Origin of the sequence: Pseudoxanthomonas yeongjuensis (assembly GCF_010093345.1) — a bacterium.
GTDB classification, from domain to species: domain Bacteria; phylum Pseudomonadota; class Gammaproteobacteria; order Xanthomonadales; family Xanthomonadaceae; genus Pseudoxanthomonas_A; species Pseudoxanthomonas_A yeongjuensis.
The window spans coordinates 329040-347819 of record NZ_PDWT01000001.1 but is presented as its reverse complement, the minus strand read 5'-3'; the positions used below and the strand labels follow the sequence as shown (position 1 = coordinate 347819).

Below are 18780 nucleotides of genomic sequence, written 5' to 3'. Positions count from 1 at the left end.
CAAATAGGAATTGTTCTCATTCTACCATCGCTGCGCTGCCCGCACGTGGGTCGCGGGCGACCGGCTATCATTCAGCCTCGCCGCCGGGAAGGGTTGTGATGCCGCAGATGCTGGAATTGTTACGGGAAGGCGCGGTCCTGCGCCTGCGCTTGAACCGGCCGGCGCTGCACAACGCCTTCGACGCGGGGCTGATCGCCGAATTGACCGCCGCGCTGGCCGCCGCCGGCGCCGACCCCGCGATCCGTGTCGTGGTCCTGGAAGGGGCCGGCGCCTCGTTTTCCGCCGGGGCCGACCTCAACTGGATGCGCGGCATGGCCGCCGCCAGCGAGGCCGAGAACCGCGAAGACTCGCTTGCCCTCGCCCACCTGATGCGCGCCCTGGACGAACTGCCCAAACCGACCGTGGCCCGCGTGCATGGCGCGGCCTTCGGCGGCGGGGTCGGCCTGGTGGCGTGCTGCGATATCGCCATCGGCGTGCCGGGGGCCAGGTTCGGGCTGACCGAAAGCAAACTGGGCCTGCTGCCGGCGGTGATCTCGCCCTACGTGATCGCCGCGATAGGCCCGCGCCAGGCGCGGCGCTGGTTCGCCACCGCCGAGATCTTCGATGCGCAGACCGCGCTGCAGATCGGGCTGCTGCACCAGGTGGTCCCGGAAGAACAGCTCGATTCGGCAGTGCAGCGCCAGATCGACCTGTTGCTGAAAGCCGGACCGATAGCGGCGGCGAGCGCGAAAACGCTGGTGACCCGTGTCGCGGGCGAAAGCGATCGCGACATCCTCGATTCCGACAACGCGGACCTCATTGCGAGGCTGCGTGTTTCACAGGAAGGACAGGAAGGGCTTTCCGCTTTCCTGGACAAACGAGCGCCCTCGTGGGCGAACCAAGAAGAAAAGCGATGATCGACCATACCGGCATCCCCGTCTCCGACTACGCGCGGAGCAAGGCGTTCTACGAACAACTGTTCGCCGTCATCGGCGCATCGCTACTCATGGAAGTCACGCCCGAACAGACCGGCGACGGTACCTGGGCGGCGGGCTTCGGACGCGACCACAAGCCCAGCTTCTGGATCGGCAGCGACGCCCGCGGCGTCGCCGCGCATACCCACATCGCCTTCACCACCGACAGCCGCGCCAAGGTCGATGCCTTCCACGCGGCCGGCCTGTCCGCCGGTGGCCGCGACAACGGCGCGCCCGGTCTGCGTGCGCACTACCACCCGGACTACTACGGCGCCTACATCACCGATCCCGATGGACACAATGTCGAGGCGGTGTGCCATCTACCTGGATAAACCGATGTTCTCCAAGATCCTCATCGCCAACCGCGGCGAAATCGCCTGTCGCGTGATCCGTACCTGCCGCAAGCTCGGCATCCGCACGGTGGCGGTGTATTCGGAAGCCGACGCCGATGCGCAGCATGTGCGCCAGGCGGACGAGGCCTATCCGATCGGCGGGCCGCGTCCCGCCGACAGCTACCTGCGTGGCGACGCGATCCTCGAAGTCGCCAGGCGCAGCGGTGCGCAGGCGATCCATCCGGGTTACGGCTTCCTGTCGGAGAACGCGGACTTCGCCGACGCGGTCGAGAACGCGGGCATGGTCTTCATCGGTCCCAAGGCCGCGTCCATGCGCAAGATGGGCAGCAAGGCCGGGGCCAAGGACCTGATGATGGCGGCCGGCGTGCCGGTGGTGCCCGGCTACACGGGCGAGGACCAGTCGCCTAACGTGCTGTCGCGCGAAGCGGCGCGGATCGGCTTCCCGCTGATGATCAAGGCTGCGCACGGCGGCGGCGGCAAGGGCATGCGCATCGTCCACCGCCTGGATGAATTCATCTCCCAGTTGGAAAGCTGCCAGCGCGAAGCCGGCAATGCCTTCGGCCGCGACCGCGTGCTGCTGGAGCGCTATGTGCGGACGCCGCGGCATATCGAGATCCAGATCTTCGGCGACGCGCATGGCAACGCCATCCACCTCAACGAACGCGAATGTTCCGCCCAGCGCCGCTACCAGAAGGTGCTGGAGGAATCGCCCTCGCCTTTCCTCACCCCGGAACTGCGCGCGGCGATGGGCGAGGCCGCGGTGCAGGCCGCGCACGCCATCGACTACGTCAACGCGGGCACGGTGGAATTCATCGTCGATCCCGACGGCGCGTTCTATTTCATGGAGATCAACACGCGCCTGCAGGTCGAGCACCCGGTCACCGAACTGACCACCGGCTTCGACCTGGTCGAATGGCAGTTGCGCATCGCCGCGGGCGACGCCCTGCCGGTCACCCAGCAGCAGGTGCCGCAACACGGCCACGCCATCGAAGTGCGGCTGTACGCGGAAGATCCCGAAGCCGGTTTCCTGCCCGGCTCGGGCAAGCTGGAGAAACTGCTGCTGCCGCCGTCTTCGCCGCAGGTACGCATCGATTCCGGCGTGGTCGAAGGCGACGTGGTCAGCATCTTCTACGACCCGATGATCGCCAAGCTGATCGTGTGCGACCAGGATCGCGCCTCCGCCCTCGCCCGCCTGCGCGATGCGCTGGCCGCCTGCGAAATCGTCGGTCCGAAGTCCAACATCGATTTCCTCGAGCGACTGGTGCGCCACCCGGCGATCGTCGAAGGCGACATCGATACCGGCTACCTGGATCGGCATCTCGAAGAATTCATGCCGGCGCATGCCGTCGATCCGGCCCTGCTCCATGCCGCCGCGACCGCGACCCTGCTGCTCCAGGAAGCCGGGGCCCACGTGCAGGCCGAGGCCTCGAACGATCCATGCTCTCCCTGGGCGATCGCCGATGGCTGGCGCCTGGGCCATGCCGGCCGTCGCCCGCTGGTGTTCCTGCATCGTGGCGAGGAACTCGCTCTGGTGGCGCAAGGCGCAACCGGCGAATACGTGATCGAATCCGACGGCCAAAGCCAGCCGATCAGTGGCGCCCGGCTCCATGCCGGCGGGTTGAGCCTGCGCCTGGGCGACCAGGCGCGACGATTCCGGGTACACGCCGATCAACGCCGGGTCACCGTGCACGACGGTGAGCAGAGATTGAGCCTTGCGCTGGTGCCGGTGTATCGGCCGAAGAGCGCCACCGCCTCGGGCAACGACGGCCGCATCGTCGCGCCGATGCCAGGGCGCGTGGTCGTGCTCAAGGCCAGCCCAGGCCAGGCCGTGGTCGCCGGACAGGAGTTGCTGGTGATCGAGGCGATGAAGATGGAACTGGCGATCAGGTCGCCGCGCGACGGGGTGGTGGCCGAACTGCGCGCCGCGGCCGGCGATTTCGTCGAAGCCGACGCCGTGCTGGCGACACTGGAACCGCAGGCGTGATCCCCCTCATGCGACTCATCCCGCGCACCGCCCTCCAGGCCGGATGCGGCGGTGATTCGCGTTTGCACCTGACAACCACGGAGTCTTCATGCTCTCGCGCACCCGCTTGCTGCTGGTCCTCCTGTTCCTGTCGCTGGCCGGCTGCGTGACCTTCGAAAGGTCGCCGCTGCCGCTGGCCTGCGATGCGCGCCTGGAAGGGCGTTGGTTGCCGATCGCCAACAGCGCCGAGGAAGCGGAGAAGCTGACCACGGACGACTACGCGACAGTCGATGGGCAGTGCCACGCCACTCTCTCGATGAGCCAGACCGCGGACAAGCCGGCCCGCAAGGCCGAGGTGCAGGCCTCGGGTTTCGCACTGGGTGGCGAGCATTACCTGGTGCTGGGCGAAAAAGACCTCATCCGCCTGTTCGCCGGTTCCGACACGCTGTCGCCGGACAGGACCCCGGGCAGCAGCGTCAGCCTGGTGCGCTACCGCATCCAGGGCGATATCCTGAAGCTCGAAACCATCGACGTGGACACGGTCAAGCGCATGGTCGACCAGCACGAACTGTCCGCCAGGGCGCAAGACCAGCTCAACTACGTCATTCCCGGCGACGAAGCGCAACTGCGCGATGTGCTGCTCAAACATCCCGGCCTGTTCGGGCAAGGCCAGGCCCCACCGATGACACTGCGCCGCGCGCCTGCGCTGGAGACCCCATGACCGACTTCGTCCGCATCGTCGAGGTCGGCCCGCGCGACGGCCTGCAGAACGAAAAGGCCATCATCGCCACGGCCGACAAGATCGAGCTGATCGACCGCCTGTCGCGGACCGGGCTGCGCAGCATCGAGGCCACCAGTTTCGTCAGTCCGAAGTGGGTTCCGCAACTGGCCGATGCGGCCGAAGTATTCGGCGCCATCGCACGCAGGCCGGGCATCTCCTATCCGGTGCTGGTGCCGAACGAGAAAGGCTACGAACGGGCGCGCGAAGTCGGCGCGCAGGAAGTGGCGGTGTTCACCGCGGCCTCGGAAGCCTTCAACCGCAAGAACATCAACGCCGGCATCGACGAATCCATCGAGCGCTTCCGCCCGGTGCTGGAACGGGCCCGGGCCGACGGAGTGAAGGTGCGTGGTTACGTGTCCACGGTGCTGGGCTGCCCCTACCAGGGCGAGGTACCGGTGGCCGACGTGGTCCGGGTCGCCGCGCGCCTGCATGCGCTGGGCTGTTACGAGGTCTCGCTCGGCGATACCATCGGGGTCGGCACCCCCCGCAAGGCCCGCGCGATGCTCAAGGCCGTCGCCAGCGAAGTTCCCTTGTCCGCACTCGCGGTGCATTTCCACGACACCTACGGCCAGGCCCTGGCCAATATCCTCGCCTGCCTGGAAGAAGGCGTGGCGGTGGTCGATTCCGCCGTGTCCGGCACCGGCGGCTGTCCCTACGCCAAGGGCGCCAGCGGCAATGTCGCCAGCGAGGACGTGGTTTACCTGTTGCATGGAATGGGGCTGGAAACCGGCGTCGACGCCGCCATGCTGAGCGAAACCGGCCTGTGGCTGTCGGCCCTGCTCGGGCGCGAAACCGGCAGCAAGGTGAGCCGGGCCCTGTCCGGCGCATGAGCATGCGGCCACCCGCGGATCCGGCTGATCCCGGCGCCAGGCCCACTTGCGAAGCAGTCGCCGCCACGCTGGCGTCCTTGCAGGAAGCACTGGCCGGCTCCGCGCTGGATCCGGCCCTGCGCGCGCTGCTTGAGCAGGCTCAACTCGCACTGCACGCCTCCCTCGCCGAAACCGACGAGGCGCGGCTGCGTTACCGGGCGCTGTTCGACGCGGTGCCCGACCCGGTCAGCATCCTGGCCGAGGACGGCACCGTGCTCGACCTCAACAAGGCCGGCATGGCCGCCTACAAGCGGCCGCGCGAAGAGATCGTCGGCAAGAACATCAACGTGCTCAATCCCGAGCTTCCGCACGATCACATGGGACCGGTCTGGGAAACCCTCAACCGCGGCGAGACCTACGTCATCGAGGTCACCAACATGCGCGCCGACGGCACCCGCTTCCCCGTCGAGGTGCATTCGGCGAACCTGGTCTACGACGGCCGCAAGAGCCTGGTCGCGGTGGCTCGCGACCTCAGCGGCCGGCGCGATGCGGAACTGCGCTACCGCGAACTGATGGAAGTGATCGACAAGGGCATCGTGGTCCAGAACCAGGCTCACGAGATCGTCTACGCCAATCGCGCGGCGATGCGCATCTTCGGGGTCGGCGAAGGCAAGCGCATGGATGAGGAGTTGAGCCTCGACCACTGGCGGATCGTCGACCAGCATGGCCGCGAGATGGCCAGGGACGCATTGCCTTCGTACCGCGCGCTGAGCACCGGCCAGGTGGTCGAGAGCCAGGTGCTGGGCATGTACCACCGCGAAAACAAGCAACTGCTCTGGTTGACGGTGACTTCGGTGCCGCAATTCGCCGCCGGTGGCGACCAGCCGGCCCAGGTCACTTCGATCTTCAGCGACGTCACCGCGCTCAAGCGCGACAGCGCCCTGTTCGACCGCGCCCAGTCGCTGGCCCATATCGGCGGCTGGGAATGGGACACCGGCCGCGACCGGATCTACCTGACCGACGAGGCGGTACGCATCCTGGGGCCGGCGCAGGCGCCGACCGGCATCGAGGCGATGCTGGCCTGCCTGCGCGAACCCGACCGCCGCCGCTTCCGCGGCGCGATGGAACAGGTGATCGAAACCGGCGGTGGTTTCGACCTGGAACTGCAGGGCAGCCGGCTGGACGGCCACCCCTTCTGGATACGCGTCATCGGCGAGGCCGAAGCCACCGACCCGACCTCCGCGCGCATCACCGGCACCCTGCAGGACATCTCGCTGGACAAGCGCGCCGAGGAAACCCTGCGCATCCAGGCGCGTACCGATCCGCTGACCGGACTGATGAACCGCGACGCGGTGCTCAACGAACTCGGCACGCGCCTGATCGACCCGGTGCACGCGCAGGTCGCGCTGCTGTACATCGACCTGGACCGCTTCAAGACCGTCAACGACGTGCTCGGCCACAGTGCCGGCGACGAGCTGTTGATGCAGGCCGCCACGCGCATCCTCGATGCGGTGGGCACCGAGGGCCTGGTGGCGCGCTTCGGCGGCGACGAGTTCCTGGTGGTCTGCGATACCAGCGGCGATCCGGCCCAGCCGGAACGCCTGGCCGACGCGGTGCTCGGCGCTTTCGCCGAATCGTTCCGTTTCGACAAGGACGAATTCGCCATCACCGCCAGCATCGGCATCGCCCGCGCGCCGGCCGACGGACTGCGCCCGCAGCAACTGATCCAGCATGCCGACATCGCCATGTACGACAGCAAGCATCGCTCGCGCAACGCCTGGCAGGCCTTCACCCCGGAACTGGCGCGCCGCCAGCAGGACCGGCTGCAGATCGAGACGCAACTGCGGCGCGCGGTGGACAACCAGGAATTCCGCCTGGTCTACCAGCCGCAGGTCGACCTGCGCCGCGGCCGCATCGTCGCCGCCGAGGCGCTGATCCGCTGGCAGAACCACCAGCTCGGCGAGCTGCGTCCGGATCTCTTCATCAGCCATGCCGAAACCACCGGCGACATCGTCCGCATCGGCAGCTGGGTGCTGCGCGAAGCCTGCCGCCAGGTGCGCGAATGGCGCGACATGGGTCTGGGCATCGTGCGCGTGGCGGTCAACGTCTCCTATCGCCAGTTCGCCGGCGACGAGCTGGCCGAGAACGTGCGCGCGGTGCTCGCCGAATACGATCTTCCCGGCTCCGCGCTGGAACTGGAATTCACCGAACGCGTGCTGATCGAGGACGCGCCGGCCACGCTCAAGACCTTCGCCGAACTGCGCGCGCTGGGCGTGGTCCTGACCATCGACGATTTCGGCGAAGGCTACAGCGCGCTCAACTACCTGCGCCGCCTGCCGATCCACGGGCTGAAGATCAGCCAGCTGTTCACCGAGGGCGTGCCCAACAACCGTTCCGACGTGGCCGTGTGCCAGGCGGTCTCGGCGATCGCCCGCAGCCTGGGCCTGGGACTGGTGGCCGAAGGCGTGGAATCGGAGGCGCAACGCCAGTTCCTGCTCCAGCTCGGCGTGCCGATCGGCCAGGGCTTCCTGTTCGCGCCCGGCCTGTCGCCGGATGAATTCGCCAGCCGCCTGCGCTCGCCGGAGGAACGCGTTTCCAATGCCTGAATCGAATGCGTACCTGCTGCGTCCTATCGAGCCGCGCGACGACCCGGCGGTCGCGGCCATCATCCGCACGGTGATGCCGGAATTCGGTGCGGTCGGCTGCGGCTTCGCGATCAGCGATCCGGAAGTGGACTGGATGAGCCGGGCCTATGCCGAACCGCGTTCGGCCTACTTCGTGGTCGAACGCAAGCCTGCCCCCGCGAAGGCGGGGGGCGCGGTGATCGGTGGCGGCGGCATCGCGCCGCTCGTGGGCGGCGATGGCGCCACCTGCGAATTGCGCAAGATGTATTTCCTGCCCGAGGCGCGCGGCATCGGCGCCGGCACGGCGATGATGGCGCGTTGCCTGCAGGCCGCCCGGGACGCCGGCTTCGGCCGTTGCTATCTGGAAACCCTCGGCGGCATGGACGCGGCGATGCGGCTGTACGAACGCAGCGGCTTCAGGCGCATCGACTCGCCCCTGGGCGATACCGGACACGGAGGCTGCAATACCTTCTACCTGCTGGACCTGTAGGAGCGGGCCTTGCCCGCGATGCTCTTGGCGATATCGCAAAAGGCATCGCGGGCAAGGCCCGCTCCTACGGACATCGCGTAAAATGCCCGTTTCCCAGCGCTGGACCCCCGCATGCAGCTTTCCGATACCCGCGCCCTGATCACCGGCGGCGTTTCCGGCCTGGGCCTGGCCGTGGCCCGGCATCTCGTGGCGAACGGCGGCAAGGTCGCCCTGTTCGACGTCAACGACGACAAGGGCGCGGCCGCGGTCGCCGCACTGGGCGAAGGCAACGCGCGCTATTTCCGCACCGACGTCACCGATGAGGACGGCGTGGCCGCCAACGCCGCCGCCGCCCGGGAATTCCTCGGCGGCCTCAATGCCGCGATCAGCTGCGCCGGCATCCTCGGCGCCGGGCGCGTGCTGGGCAAGGAAGCTCCCATGCCGCTTGCCAACTTCCGCAGCACCGTGCTGGTCAACCTGGTCGGCAGCTTCAACGTGGCCAAGGCCGCGGCCAACCTGATGCAGCACAACCCGGCGGGCGAAGACGGCGAACGCGGCGTGATCGTCAACACCGCCAGCGTGGCGGCGTACGAAGGCCAGATCGGCCAGGCGGCGTATTCGGCTTCGAAGGGCGGCGTGGTCGGCATGACCCTGCCGATGGCGCGCGAGCTTGCGCGTTTCGGCATCCGGGTGATGACCGTGGCCCCGGGCATCTTCTGGACGCCGATGGTCGATGGCATGTCCGAGGAGGTGCAGAAGTCCCTCGGCGCCTCGATCCCCTTCCCCGCCCGCCTGGGCCGGCCGGAGGAATTCGCCGAAACCGTGGCCTTCATCGTGCGGAACCGCTACCTCAACGGCGAGACCATCCGCCTCGATGGCGCGGTGCGCCTGGCTCCCAAATAACCCCGTAGGAGCGGGCCTTGCCCGCTATGCTTTTCCACGATACCGCCAAGAGCATCGCGGGCAAGGCCCGCTCCTACAAAAAACCATTCTCCATTCCCGGCACTCCAATGAAAGCCCACGAAATCAAGAAAGGCAACGTCGTCGACCACAACGGCACCGTGTACCAGGTGCGCGACATCGAACGCAGCTCGCCGCAGGGTCGCGGCGGCAACGTCAAGTTCCGCTTCACCCTGTACAGCGTGCCCGGCGGCGTCAAGTACGACCTCAGCGTCGGTGGCGACGACGAGCTGAAGGAAGTCGAGCTGAGCCGGCGCATGGCCACGTTCTCGTACAAGGATGGCGATGCGTTCGTATTCCTCGACGACGAGGACTACACGCCCTACACCTTCGACGCCGACGTGATCGGCGACGACGCCGGCTACATCGCCGACGGCCTGGCCGGCAGCTACGTGCAGATCATCGACGACCAGCCGGTGGCCCTGCAGCTGCCGCAGCACGTGACCCTGGAAGTGGTCGAGACCCCGCCGGAACTGAAGGGCGGCAGCGCCACCAAGCGGCCGAAGCCGGCCAAGCTCAACACCGGGCTGGAGATCATGGTTCCTGAGTACATCGTCAACGGCGAGCGGGTGCTGGTGAATACGACGACGGGTGAGTTTGGCGGCAGAGCGGATTGATTGCCCTCCCTCTCCCCTTGCGGCGCCCGCAGGGTGTGCAAGGGGGAGGAGAAGGGTGTCATTTCAATCGCACTGACCAGCCTGCCCGCCATTCACGGCAACTGCAGCCCACCTTGTTCCTGGTGCAACCTCCGCAACCGTTCCCCCAGCAAGGCAATATTCGCTTCAGTCCCTTCCAGCATCACCCTGCGCCCCGGCGACAACCACCGGCGCGCATCGGCGCGCAAGGCAACGCCCTGTCGTTTCAACTGCGCCGCATACCGTTCGCTCTCCAGCTCAAGGGCCCTGCGCTCATCCGCCTGCGGCACCCCATAGCCGCTATCCGGCAACAAGGCCGCCGGGCGGCTGAAGAAACCCTCCAGGCGCAGGAGCTCACGCAGCGCTGCTTCGCCCTCGAAGTCACTAGCCTCTTGCTTGCCCTGCCCCAGGTAACGGCGCTTGAGTTCATCGCGCACCAGCAATTCCTGCTGGCGAAGCGCCGCTTCTTCGAGCAACAGCAATGCAGCGCTTGAGCGGAGGTCGGCTCGGCCCAACCAAGACGCACGTTCGGCCGGTGGCAATTCCAGCCAGTCCTGCACGCGACGCTGCGGCAATGCGAGCCCGGCGCGCGCCACCTCGAACATGGCCTGGTAATGCGCGCTCGCCGGCGCGAAGCGATAGCCCAGGCGCAAGGCTTCCGCCTCATCGTCCAGGACCGCGCCATCGGCGATGCCTGCCTTCTCCAGACGCCGCAGCAGGCCGGTCGGAGTGACGCTGGACAGGTTTTCCGCAGCCAGGCGCGGCACGCCGTCGTGCAGCAGCTTGAAGGTCTCGACCGCGCAGTTGTTGCCGATGAAGTAATAGCGACCGTCATAGGCCCAGTGCAACTGCGCGGCGCGCTCCAGCAGACCGGCGATTTCCGCCGGGTCCAGGCGCAACGGAATCGACTGCAGTCCGCGCAGCTCGACCTTGGTGTATTCGTCGATCACCTGGTCCAGCGGCAGCAGGAACAATCGCGAGGGATACGAACCGGTGAGCCCGCGCCAGCTGGAAATCTGCACGTCGTCGACGAAGGCGCGGAACGACAGCACGCGGTGGTATCGCAGGTCCAGGCGACAGTCCGGCCCCGGCGCACGTCCCGGCGCGCAGATCACCAGCCGCAGCATGCTGTGGCCCCAGCGGCTCATCGGCTGCTCGTTGGCCTCGGCCAGCAGGTAGTCCACTGCGTACACGCGCGACGCTTCCAATGGCAGCAACGCCGCTTCATCGTCTTCGGGATCGGCCTGCAGGAAAACCTGTCCCGATGCGCAGGCGGACTGCGGCGGCGACCAGCCGAAATGCCCTGAAAAATAGCGATGCAGGCCGGGACGCCTGCAGGCGTAGTCCGGATCCAGCAGGAAGTGCTCCAGGTTGACCGCGACGAACTCCGACGGCCGGCTCAATTCATAGCGATCCGGGCTGCGGTCGCTGAAGGCGTTGTGCGGCGTGCGCAGGCCGAATCGCAGCGGGCGTACCTGCCAGCCGGCGAGATCGAGCAGGCGCGGATCCTGCGACAACCGTCCTTGCGGCGTGCGGTCGTAGAAATGCGCGAGTTCGTGGATCACTGCCGACAGCGCCGCGCGCGTGGCAGGCTCATCGATTCCGGCATTCGGCGGGCGCGCCATCCAGTCGTACAGCAGAGCGCGTTTCAGCAGCAGTTGCCTGGCTTTTGCGCGCCCGTGGACCTCGGCAGGCAGATCGTCGCGCCATGCGACATCGATGCGCCGGTCCAGGGCGGTCGTCCATGCGGGGGGCAGCCGTTGCACGGCGGCCTCCAACAGCTGTCGCGTGGCCGCAGCCTGTTCCTGCGTCAGCGATGCGGTTTCAGGTTGCAACTGCAACGCGGCCTGCGCATTTCCCGCGCAGGCCAGCAGGCACGGGACCAGGTTCCAGGCCAGCCGGCTCACCGGCCCGTGCCGCAGGATCACAAGGCCAGGATGGCCTGCGCGAGTTGCATGTCGCTGGCGGTGCGTGCGGCCGGGTTGCGTTCGCGGAGCTGGCGCAGGGCCGCTTCCAGCCGGGCGCCACGGATGCGCCCTTCGCTGGCGACGAAACTGGCGGCGTCATCGCGTGCCCGCAGCACCACTTTGTCGTCGCCGGAAGTGCTGCCGGAGGAAGCCGAGGAGCCGGCCGAGGATGCGCCTGCCGAGGAGCCGGCGAAACTGGAAGCGAAGGCCGGTGCGGAAAACGCCAGCAGAGCGGCAACGAGAAAGAATCGGGTCATAGGAGGCAGGGTTCGGTTCGCGTGAGCCCGGTGGGCAGGTGCGGGAAGACTAACCGCAATCGCTGCGACTCGCCTGAATTCCTGCCGTCTGGACGAGATCGATGCGCATCTGCCCGGCTCGACCTCGTCCTCTCGTCGTCATGACCCGACATGCGTCGGTTGAAAACCCCGCGAAGGCGGGAATCGCTCTCGTTCTGTAGAGCCGGGCATGCTCGACTGTGTTCCTGGAAGAGAAGGCTGGAGAGCAGGAGCGATTCCCGCCTTCGCGGGAATGACGAGCAAATGGGGAATGACGGGTAAAAGCCATCCAGCTGTCAGGGATCGAACAACTTGCCCGGATTCATCAACCCGTTCGGGTCGAGCACGCGCTTGATCCCGCGCATCGCCTCGATCTCCGCCGCGCTGCGCGTGCTTCCCAGGTAGCCCTTCTTGACCAGGCCGATGCCGTGTTCGGCGGAAATGCTGCCCTCATGGCGCTTCAGCGATTCGGCCAGCAGCTTGGTCACCTGCTCGCACTGGGCGACGAAATCCGCATCGCCCAGATCGTCCGGTTTCAGCACGTTGATATGCAGGTTGCCGTCGCCGATGTGGCCGAACCAGACCACGTCGAAATGCGGATAGGCCTCGCCCAGCAGCTTCTGCGTTTCCGCGAGGAAGGCCGGCATCGCCGAAATCCGCACCGATACGTCGTTCTTGTACGGCTTGAAGCGCGCCAGGCTCTCGGTGATGCCTTCGCGCAGCCGCCACAGCTGCGCGGCCTGGGCGTCGCTCTGGCTGATCACGCCGTCGCTGACCCAGCCGCTTTCCATGCAGGCCTCGAACGCGGCCATCGCCGCGGCTTCCTGCGCCTCGCCGCCGCAAGCGAATTCGGTGACCACGTAATACGGGTGGGTTTCCTCGAACGGTTGCTGCGCGCCATGCGCCAGCACGTGCTGCAGGGCGCGATCGGTGAAGAACTCGAAGGCTTCCAGTTGCAACCGCTCGCGGAACGCTGAAAACACCTGCATCAGCACCTCGAACGAGGGCAACGCCAGCAGCATCACGTTGGACAGCGGCGGCGGATCGGTCAGGCGCAGGGTCGCTTCGACCACGATGCCCAGGGTGCCTTCGGAGGCGATCATCAGATGGCGCAGGTCGTAGCCGCTGGAATTCTTGACCAGGCCGCGATTGAGGTCGAGCAGCTCGCCGCTACCGGCCACCACCTTCATCCCGGCGATCCATTCGCGGGTGTTGCCGTAGCGGATCACGCGGATGCCTCCGGCATTCGTGGCGATGTTGCCGCCGATGGAACAGGAACCGCGCGCGGCGAAATCCACCGGGTATTCCAGCCCGTGTTCGCGGGCGGCGTTGTGCACGGCCTCCAGGGCGATACCGGGTTGCACGGTCAGGGTGCGGTCGACCGCGTTGAAGTCGAGCACCTTGTTCATCCGTTCCAGGCTGAGCACCAGCTCGCCGTTCGCGGCGACCGCGCCGCCGGACAGGCCGGTGCGGCCGCCGGAAGGCACGATGGCGACACGATGCTGGTTGGCCCAGCGCACGACGGCCTGGACTTCCTCGATGGAGACCGGCAAGGCGATCGCCAATGGGGCTGGAGCCCAGCGCCGGGTCCAGTCGCGGCCGTAGTGCTCCAGGTCGGCCGGGTCGTTTTTCAAGCGCAACTGCGGCACGGCTTGCAACAGGGTGTCGAGATGCGGGCTGCTCATCGGTAACGATCCGGTTGGGGGCAGCCAGCGTGCCAGCGATGTTGCGGTGCGTCCAGAAACCGTTTTGTGGTTGCGGTTGAAACCATTTTTACTGCTGCTGGCAGACCGGAAAACCATCTGCCGCACCGCAGCAAACCCCCGCCCCATCTGGCATAGTGACTGTCCCGCCACTCAACGTCCCGCCGCCCGCATGTCGAAGAAGAAGACCTCGTACCCCAAGCAGGACATCCGCATCCTGCTGCTGGAAGGCCTCAGCCAGACCGCCATCGACACCTTCCATGCGGCCGGCTATTCGCAGATCGAGGCGCATGCCAAGTCGCTGCCCGAGGACGAACTGAAAGCGCGCATCGCCGACGCCCACATCATCGGCATCCGTTCGCGCACCCAGCTCACCCCCGAGGTGCTCGCGCACGCGCGCCGGCTGATGGCGATCGGCTGCTTCTGCATCGGCACCAACCAGGTGGACACGGACGCGGCCGAGCTGGCCGGCATCCCGGTGTTCAACGCGCCCTATTCCAACACCCGCAGCGTGGCCGAACTGGTCATCGCCGAGGCGATCATGCTGATGCGCGGCGTTCCGCAGAAAAGCGCCGAATGCCACCGCGGCGGCTGGTCGAAATCCGCCGCCGGCAGCCATGAAGTCCGCGGCAAGACCCTGGGCATCATCGGCTACGGCCATATCGGCACCCAGGTCGGGGTGCTGGCCGAGGCCATCGGCATGAACGTGGTCTTCCACGACATCGAAACCAAGCTGTCGCTGGGCAACGCGCGCTCGGCGCTGAACCTGGACGATCTGCTGGCGCGCTCGGACGTGGTCACCCTGCACGTGCCGGAAACACCGGCGACCAGGGACATGTTCGGCGCGAAGCAGATCGCGAAGATGAAGCGCGGCGCGCACCTGATCAATGCCGCCCGCGGTACGGTGGTCGACATCGACGCGCTGGCCGCAGCACTGGAATCGGGCCAGGTCGGCGGCGCGGCCGTCGATGTGTTCCCGGTGGAGCCCAAGGGCAACGGCGACGCCTTCGTCTCGCCGCTGGCCGGCCACGACAACGTGATCCTGACCCCGCATGTGGGCGGCAGCACGCTGGAGGCGCAGGACAACATCGGGATAGAGGTCGCGGCCAAGCTGGTGCGCTACAGCGACAACGGTTCGACCCTGTCGGCGGTCAATTTCCCCGAAGTGACCTTGCCGGAACACGCCGCCAGCCACCGCCTGCTGCACATCCACCGCAACGTGCCGGGCGTGCTGTCGCAGGTCAACGAGATCTTCGGCAAGCACAGCATCAACATCGACGGCCAGTTCCTGCGCACCGACGCCAAGGTCGGCTACGTGGTCATCGACGTGTCGGCGACCGACGTGCAGGCCGTGGACCTGAGGGAGGCGCTGGCGGCGATCCCGGGGACGCTGCGGACCCGCGTCCTGTATTGACCAATATCATGCGCGTAGGAGCGACGTAAGTCGCGAAGTCGCCGACAACGTGTCATCCCGGTTTCGCGACTTACGTCGCTCCTACGTCGCTCTGCATCGCTACCTCATTCCCAGCCATTTCCGCGCCATGCGGCTCAGCGACTCGTCCGGATCATCGGCCATACCGGCGATCGGCCGCCAGGCCAGGTCGTGCGATTCGTCGCTGACCACGTAGTCCTCGTCGGCGCCTGCACGCACCACGTAACGCACGTCGTAATGCCAGTGCCCCGGCACGCCTTTCCGCTCGGGGATCCAGTGCCGGTCGAGGTCGAAGATGGAATCCCCCTCGACCGACAAACCGGGCAAACCGGATTCCTCCTGTGCTTCCTTCAACGCCACCCTGGCCATGTCGGTGTCGCCGTCGGCATGCCCGCCCAGCTGCAGCCAGCGCTCCAGCTTGCGGTGATGGGTCATCAGCACCCGTGCGCCGTCGGCGCTGACCAGCCATACGCCGCTGGTGAAATGGCCCGCGAGCCGCTCGCGCACGAACGGATCAAGCGGATCGTCCAGCAAGGCCAGGAAATCCTCCACCACCGCGGATTCCCCCGGCCAGCGTATCCGGTAGTACACCAGCTGCGCGGCCAATGCCACGGGCCCTGCCCGATTCCGATCATCCATCGATGTTTTCCTGGCTGCCTGTTCAGGGTCGCATTATCGGCGCTGGCGAAGTCGCCGCGCCTTGTGCGACTTTGGTATGACAGGTAAGGTTCGGCAACCCCGCGCCGGCCATCCGTGGCCGGTCCGGCTCACAGATCAACGGCACTGGGGAATCACCGAATGTCATCTTGGCGTGTAAAACCGCTCGATCAGATCCTTGCCACCGCCGAGAAAAAGTCGCTGAAGCGACAGTTAGGCGCCTTCCAACTGACCATGCTGGGCGTCGGCGCCATTATCGGCACCGGTATTTTCGTGTTGACCGCCGAAGCGGGCCAGAAGGCCGGGCCGGCGATGATGGTGGCGTTCGTGATCGCTGCCGTGGTCTGCGGCCTCGCTGCGCTGGCCTATTCCGAACTGGCCGCGATGGTCCCGGTTTCCGGCTCCGCCTATACCTACACCTATGCGGTCATGGGCGAAGCGCTGGCCTGGACCGTGGGCTGGGCGCTGGTACTCGAATATGCAGTGGCTGCCGGTGCCGTGGCGGTGGGCTGGTCGGGCTACATGAACGGCCTGCTGCTCAGTGCTGGCTACCAGATACCCGAAGCATTGCGCACCGGCCCCTACGCAGGCGGCACTTTCAACCTGCTGGCCTTCCTGATTTCGCTGCTGGTGACCTTCCTGCTGGTGATCGGCACGTCGAAGTCAGCCAAGGTCAACGCGGTATTGGTGCTGATCAAGGTTACCGCCTTGACCGCTTTCATCTTCATCGCCGTTCCCGCAGCGAAAGACGTCAACTTCCAGCCGTTCTTCCCGACCGGCTGGGGCAGCCCATTGGGTGGGATTGGCGTACTGGGTGCAGCCGCCTCCATCTTCTTCGCCTACGTGGGTTTCGATGCAGTCTCCACCGCCGCCGAGGAAACCAAGAATCCCAACCGCAACATCCCGATTGGCCTGATCGCTTCATTGGCCGTGTGCACGATCTTCTACATGCTGGTGAGCTACGGCGCAGTGGGCGCCAATGGCGCCCAGCCGATGATGGGCGCGAACGGAATGGCCCTGCATCCGGGCACGCCGGAGCTGGCGGCCGCCTGTAAAGGCAGTGAAGCGCTGGTTTGCAGCAACGAGCCCTTGGCCCATGTGCTGCGCATGCTTGGTTTTGCCAAATGGGGCAATGCGATCGGCATTGCTGCGGCTCTTGCGCTGCCTTCGGTCATCCTGATGATGATCTATGGCCAGACCCGCATTTTCTTCACCATGTCGCGCGATGGCCTGCTGCCGGGAATCCTGTCGAAGGTGCACCCGCGCTTCCACACCCCGCACGTAGTCACCATCATCACTGGCGTGTTCGTCTCGCTGTTCGCGGCGCTGTTCCCGGTGGGCATCCTGGCCGACATCTCAAACTCGGGCACGCTGTTCGCGTTCATGATGGTGTCGATAGGTGTGTTGGTGCTGCGCAAGACCCAGCCCAACCGTCCGCGTCCGTTCCGCACCCCGCTGGTATGGCTGGTGTGCCCGCTGGCGATCGCCGGCTGCATCCTGCTGTTCCTCAACCTGTCCATGTACACCATCAGCCTGTTCTTCATCTGGGCGGCCATCGGTGCCGTGGTGTATGCGGTCTACGGCTATCGAAAGAGCGAGCTTGCGCCTGGAAGTGTGGCCCATCAGGCCGCGGCCGCCGACAGGCTGGAGCCGGAACCGCCGTTCCACGAAGGTCCGCAAGCCTGACGACCGGCTCGCGATGCAACAGGGAAACGGCGCGGGATTCCGCGCCGTTTTCGTTTGTCACCCGGGTTTTGTAAACTCGGCGCATGAACGCATTGCCTTACGACCCGGTCCGCCTGCAGCAACTCGCGCAGGAAATCATCGCCAACGTGCGCGAACTGGCGCAGGCCGGATGGACGCCGGCGACCAGCAGCAATTTCTCCGAGCGCCTGGACGACCGCCACGCGGCCATCACCGTCTCCGGGCGCGACAAGGGCCGGCTGACGGCCGACGACATCATGGTGGTCGATTTCGATGGCAAGGGCGTGGCCACCGAGCATCGTCCTTCCGCGGAAACCCTGCTGCATACCCAGCTGTACCGGCGCTTCCCGGAAATCGGCTGCGTGCTGCACACCCATTCGCCGGTGCAGACCATCGCCTCGCGCCTGTACGCCGGCGCCGGCCACCTCCGCCTGGAAGGCTACGAACTGCAGAAGGCCTTCCACGGCAACAGCACCCACGACGACAGCATGGACGTGCCGGTGCTCGCCAACACCCAGGACATGCACACGCTGGCCGCGCAGGTCGATGCCCTGCTCGACCGGCAGAAACTGTGGGGCTACCTGATCGACGGCCACGGTCTGTACGCCTGGGGCCGCGACATGGCCGAGGCGCGCCGGCACCTGGAAGCGTTCGAGTTCCTGTTCCATTGCGAACTGGAGCTGCGCAAGCTGGGCTGCCGCGGTTGACCGTGTCTTTGTAGGAGCAGGCCTTGCCTGCGATGCTTTTGCCCCGCTTCGTAGGAGCGGCCCTTGGCCGCGATGCTCTGGTTTTTACAGGTCCGAGCAGGCTCGGACCTGTAAACCGCGCGAAAGCATCGCGGCCAAGGGCCGCTCCTACAGTCACGAGTTTCCATCCTGTGTTTGCTACCCTTTCTCCTTCCACGACACTCGAGCCCCCGCCATGAGCCGTCTGCGCATCTTCGACGAAAACAACCCGGATACCCCCGAGTTCGCCAGCTTCGATCCCGATTTCATCGCCACCGAACTGCAGAAGATCGGCGTGACCTTCGAGCGCTGGAAGGCCTCGCATCCGCTCGCGCCGGGCGCCAGCCCCGAGGAAGTGATGGCGGCCTACAGGAGCGACATCGACCGACTGGTCGCCGAACACGGCTTCAAGACCGTGGACGTGGTCAGCATCGCGCCGGACAACCCGCAGCGCGAGGCCATGCGCGCCAAGTTCCTCGACGAGCATTACCACAAGGAAGACGAAGTGCGCTTCTTCGTCGCCGGCTCGGGATTGTTCACCCTGCACGTCAAGGGCAAGGTCTACGAGGTGGAATGCGTGCAGGACGACCTGATCGCCGTGCCCGACAGCACCCTGCACTGGTTCGACATGGGCGACGAGCCCAGCTTCATCGCCATCCGCTTCTTCACCGAGCCGGACGGCTGGGTCGGCCATTTCACTGGCGAGGACATCGCGAAGAAGTTCCCGCGCTATCACGGCCTGACGCAGCCTACGGCAGCGACGTGACTTC

General features: G+C 66.4%; 17 protein-coding genes. 13 read left to right on the top strand and 4 right to left on the bottom strand.

Annotation, left to right across the window (positions count from 1 at the left end):
* Positions 1-98: 98 nt before the first annotated feature.
* The 9 genes from CSC74_RS01590 to yeiP all read left to right on the top strand — a co-directional run bounded on the left by CSC74_RS01590 (position 99) and on the right by yeiP (position 9529).
* Positions 99-896: an enoyl-CoA hydratase-related protein gene (locus CSC74_RS01590; RefSeq protein WP_162312670.1), complete on the top strand. Its 798-nt coding sequence runs from the start codon at positions 99-101 to the stop codon at positions 894-896.
* Positions 893-1285 (top strand): VOC family protein, encoded by a 393-nt coding sequence (locus CSC74_RS01585; protein WP_162312669.1) that lies wholly within the window; start codon positions 893-895, stop codon positions 1283-1285. Before CSC74_RS01590 ends, CSC74_RS01585 begins: the two co-directional genes overlap by 4 nt.
* Positions 1286-1289: 4 nt before the next feature.
* Positions 1290-3290, top strand: coding sequence for an acetyl-CoA carboxylase biotin carboxylase subunit (locus tag CSC74_RS01580; RefSeq protein WP_162312668.1), 2001 nt, complete (start codon positions 1290-1292; stop codon positions 3288-3290).
* A gap of 88 nt (positions 3291-3378) precedes the next feature.
* Positions 3379-3990 carry a hypothetical protein gene (locus CSC74_RS01575; RefSeq protein ID WP_162312667.1) on the top strand — a complete coding sequence of 204 codons (612 nt, stop codon included), beginning with the start codon at positions 3379-3381 and terminating at the stop codon, positions 3988-3990.
* Positions 3987-4880, top strand: coding sequence for a hydroxymethylglutaryl-CoA lyase (locus CSC74_RS01570; RefSeq protein ID WP_162312666.1), 894 nt, complete (start codon positions 3987-3989; stop codon positions 4878-4880). The genes CSC74_RS01575 and CSC74_RS01570 overlap by 4 nt, the downstream gene beginning before the upstream one ends.
* A gap of 2 nt (positions 4881-4882) precedes the next feature.
* The gene (locus tag CSC74_RS01565; RefSeq protein WP_162312665.1) at positions 4883-7465 is read left to right on the top strand and encodes a sensor domain-containing protein; all 2583 of its coding nucleotides are present in this window, start codon (positions 4883-4885) and stop codon (positions 7463-7465) included.
* Positions 7458-7973 carry a GNAT family N-acetyltransferase gene (locus CSC74_RS01560; protein ID WP_162312664.1) on the top strand — a complete coding sequence of 172 codons (516 nt, stop codon included), beginning with the start codon at positions 7458-7460 and terminating at the stop codon, positions 7971-7973. The genes CSC74_RS01565 and CSC74_RS01560 overlap by 8 nt, the downstream gene beginning before the upstream one ends.
* A 111-nt stretch (positions 7974-8084) precedes the next feature.
* Positions 8085-8855 (top strand): SDR family NAD(P)-dependent oxidoreductase, encoded by a 771-nt coding sequence (locus tag CSC74_RS01555; protein ID WP_162312663.1) that lies wholly within the window; start codon positions 8085-8087, stop codon positions 8853-8855.
* Between the two features lie 107 nt (positions 8856-8962).
* Positions 8963-9529 (top strand): elongation factor P-like protein YeiP, encoded by a 567-nt coding sequence (yeiP, locus tag CSC74_RS01550; protein WP_162313680.1) that lies wholly within the window; start codon positions 8963-8965, stop codon positions 9527-9529.
* Between the two features lie 92 nt (positions 9530-9621).
* On the opposite strand, the gene CSC74_RS01545 is transcribed toward yeiP, so the two are convergent.
* The 3 genes from CSC74_RS01545 to CSC74_RS01535 all read right to left on the bottom strand — a co-directional run bounded on the left by CSC74_RS01545 (position 9622) and on the right by CSC74_RS01535 (position 13474).
* Complete coding sequence (locus tag CSC74_RS01545) at positions 9622-11454, bottom strand: DUF7844 domain-containing protein (RefSeq protein ID WP_162312662.1); 1833 nt, start codon at positions 11452-11454, stop codon at positions 9622-9624.
* A gap of 17 nt (positions 11455-11471) precedes the next feature.
* Positions 11472-11771 (bottom strand): DUF2388 domain-containing protein, encoded by a 300-nt coding sequence (locus CSC74_RS01540; protein WP_162312661.1) that lies wholly within the window; start codon positions 11769-11771, stop codon positions 11472-11474.
* 314 nt (positions 11772-12085) lie between these two features.
* Complete coding sequence (locus CSC74_RS01535; RefSeq protein ID WP_162312660.1) at positions 12086-13474, bottom strand: FAD-binding oxidoreductase; 1389 nt, start codon at positions 13472-13474, stop codon at positions 12086-12088.
* A gap of 190 nt (positions 13475-13664) precedes the next feature.
* Between CSC74_RS01535 and serA the strand changes: the two genes are divergently transcribed.
* Positions 13665-14906, top strand: a complete 1242-nt coding sequence (gene serA / locus CSC74_RS01530) for a phosphoglycerate dehydrogenase (protein ID WP_162312659.1) — start codon at positions 13665-13667, stop codon at positions 14904-14906.
* A 99-nt stretch (positions 14907-15005) separates the two neighbouring features.
* Here serA and CSC74_RS01525 read toward each other — a convergent pair whose 3' ends face one another.
* On the bottom strand, positions 15006-15563 hold the full coding sequence (locus CSC74_RS01525) for an NUDIX hydrolase (RefSeq protein WP_162312658.1): 558 nt from the start codon (positions 15561-15563) through the stop codon (positions 15006-15008).
* Positions 15564-15722: 159 nt separating this feature from the next.
* Between CSC74_RS01525 and CSC74_RS01520 the strand changes: the two genes are divergently transcribed.
* From CSC74_RS01520 to CSC74_RS01510, 3 genes are all read left to right on the top strand, one after another.
* Positions 15723-17267: an amino acid permease gene (locus CSC74_RS01520; protein WP_162312657.1), complete on the top strand. Its 1545-nt coding sequence runs from the start codon at positions 15723-15725 to the stop codon at positions 17265-17267.
* A gap of 83 nt (positions 17268-17350) precedes the next feature.
* Positions 17351-17992, top strand: coding sequence for a methylthioribulose 1-phosphate dehydratase (locus CSC74_RS01515; RefSeq protein WP_162312656.1), 642 nt, complete (start codon positions 17351-17353; stop codon positions 17990-17992).
* 214 nt (positions 17993-18206) lie between these two features.
* Complete coding sequence (locus CSC74_RS01510; protein WP_162312655.1) at positions 18207-18776, top strand: 1,2-dihydroxy-3-keto-5-methylthiopentene dioxygenase; 570 nt, start codon at positions 18207-18209, stop codon at positions 18774-18776.
* Positions 18777-18780 lie beyond the last annotated feature (4 nt).

Excerpts from the sequence above, each read along its gene's own strand:
- CSC74_RS01590 (WP_162312670.1), top strand. The coding sequence starts at position 99 with ATGCCGCAGATGCTGGAATTGTTACGGGAAGGCGCGGTCCTGCGCCTG.
- CSC74_RS01585 (WP_162312669.1), top strand. The coding sequence starts at position 893 with ATGATCGACCATACCGGCATCCCCGTCTCCGACTACGCGCGGAGCAAG.
- CSC74_RS01580 (WP_162312668.1), top strand. The coding sequence starts at position 1,290 with ATGTTCTCCAAGATCCTCATCGCCAACCGCGGCGAAATCGCCTGTCGC.
- CSC74_RS01575 (WP_162312667.1), top strand. The coding sequence starts at position 3,379 with ATGCTCTCGCGCACCCGCTTGCTGCTGGTCCTCCTGTTCCTGTCGCTG.
- CSC74_RS01570 (WP_162312666.1), top strand. The coding sequence starts at position 3,987 with ATGACCGACTTCGTCCGCATCGTCGAGGTCGGCCCGCGCGACGGCCTG.
- CSC74_RS01565 (WP_162312665.1), top strand. The coding sequence starts at position 4,883 with ATGCGGCCACCCGCGGATCCGGCTGATCCCGGCGCCAGGCCCACTTGC.
- CSC74_RS01560 (WP_162312664.1), top strand. The coding sequence starts at position 7,458 with ATGCCTGAATCGAATGCGTACCTGCTGCGTCCTATCGAGCCGCGCGAC.
- CSC74_RS01555 (WP_162312663.1), top strand. The coding sequence starts at position 8,085 with ATGCAGCTTTCCGATACCCGCGCCCTGATCACCGGCGGCGTTTCCGGC.
- yeiP (WP_162313680.1), top strand. The coding sequence starts at position 8,963 with ATGAAAGCCCACGAAATCAAGAAAGGCAACGTCGTCGACCACAACGGC.
- CSC74_RS01540 (WP_162312661.1), bottom strand. The coding sequence starts at position 11,771 with ATGACCCGATTCTTTCTCGTTGCCGCTCTGCTGGCGTTTTCCGCACCG.
- CSC74_RS01535 (WP_162312660.1), bottom strand. The coding sequence starts at position 13,474 with ATGAGCAGCCCGCATCTCGACACCCTGTTGCAAGCCGTGCCGCAGTTG.
- serA (WP_162312659.1), top strand. The coding sequence starts at position 13,665 with ATGTCGAAGAAGAAGACCTCGTACCCCAAGCAGGACATCCGCATCCTG.
- CSC74_RS01525 (WP_162312658.1), bottom strand. The coding sequence starts at position 15,563 with ATGGATGATCGGAATCGGGCAGGGCCCGTGGCATTGGCCGCGCAGCTG.
- CSC74_RS01520 (WP_162312657.1), top strand. The coding sequence starts at position 15,723 with ATGTCATCTTGGCGTGTAAAACCGCTCGATCAGATCCTTGCCACCGCC.
- CSC74_RS01515 (WP_162312656.1), top strand. The coding sequence starts at position 17,351 with ATGAACGCATTGCCTTACGACCCGGTCCGCCTGCAGCAACTCGCGCAG.
- CSC74_RS01510 (WP_162312655.1), top strand. The coding sequence starts at position 18,207 with ATGAGCCGTCTGCGCATCTTCGACGAAAACAACCCGGATACCCCCGAG.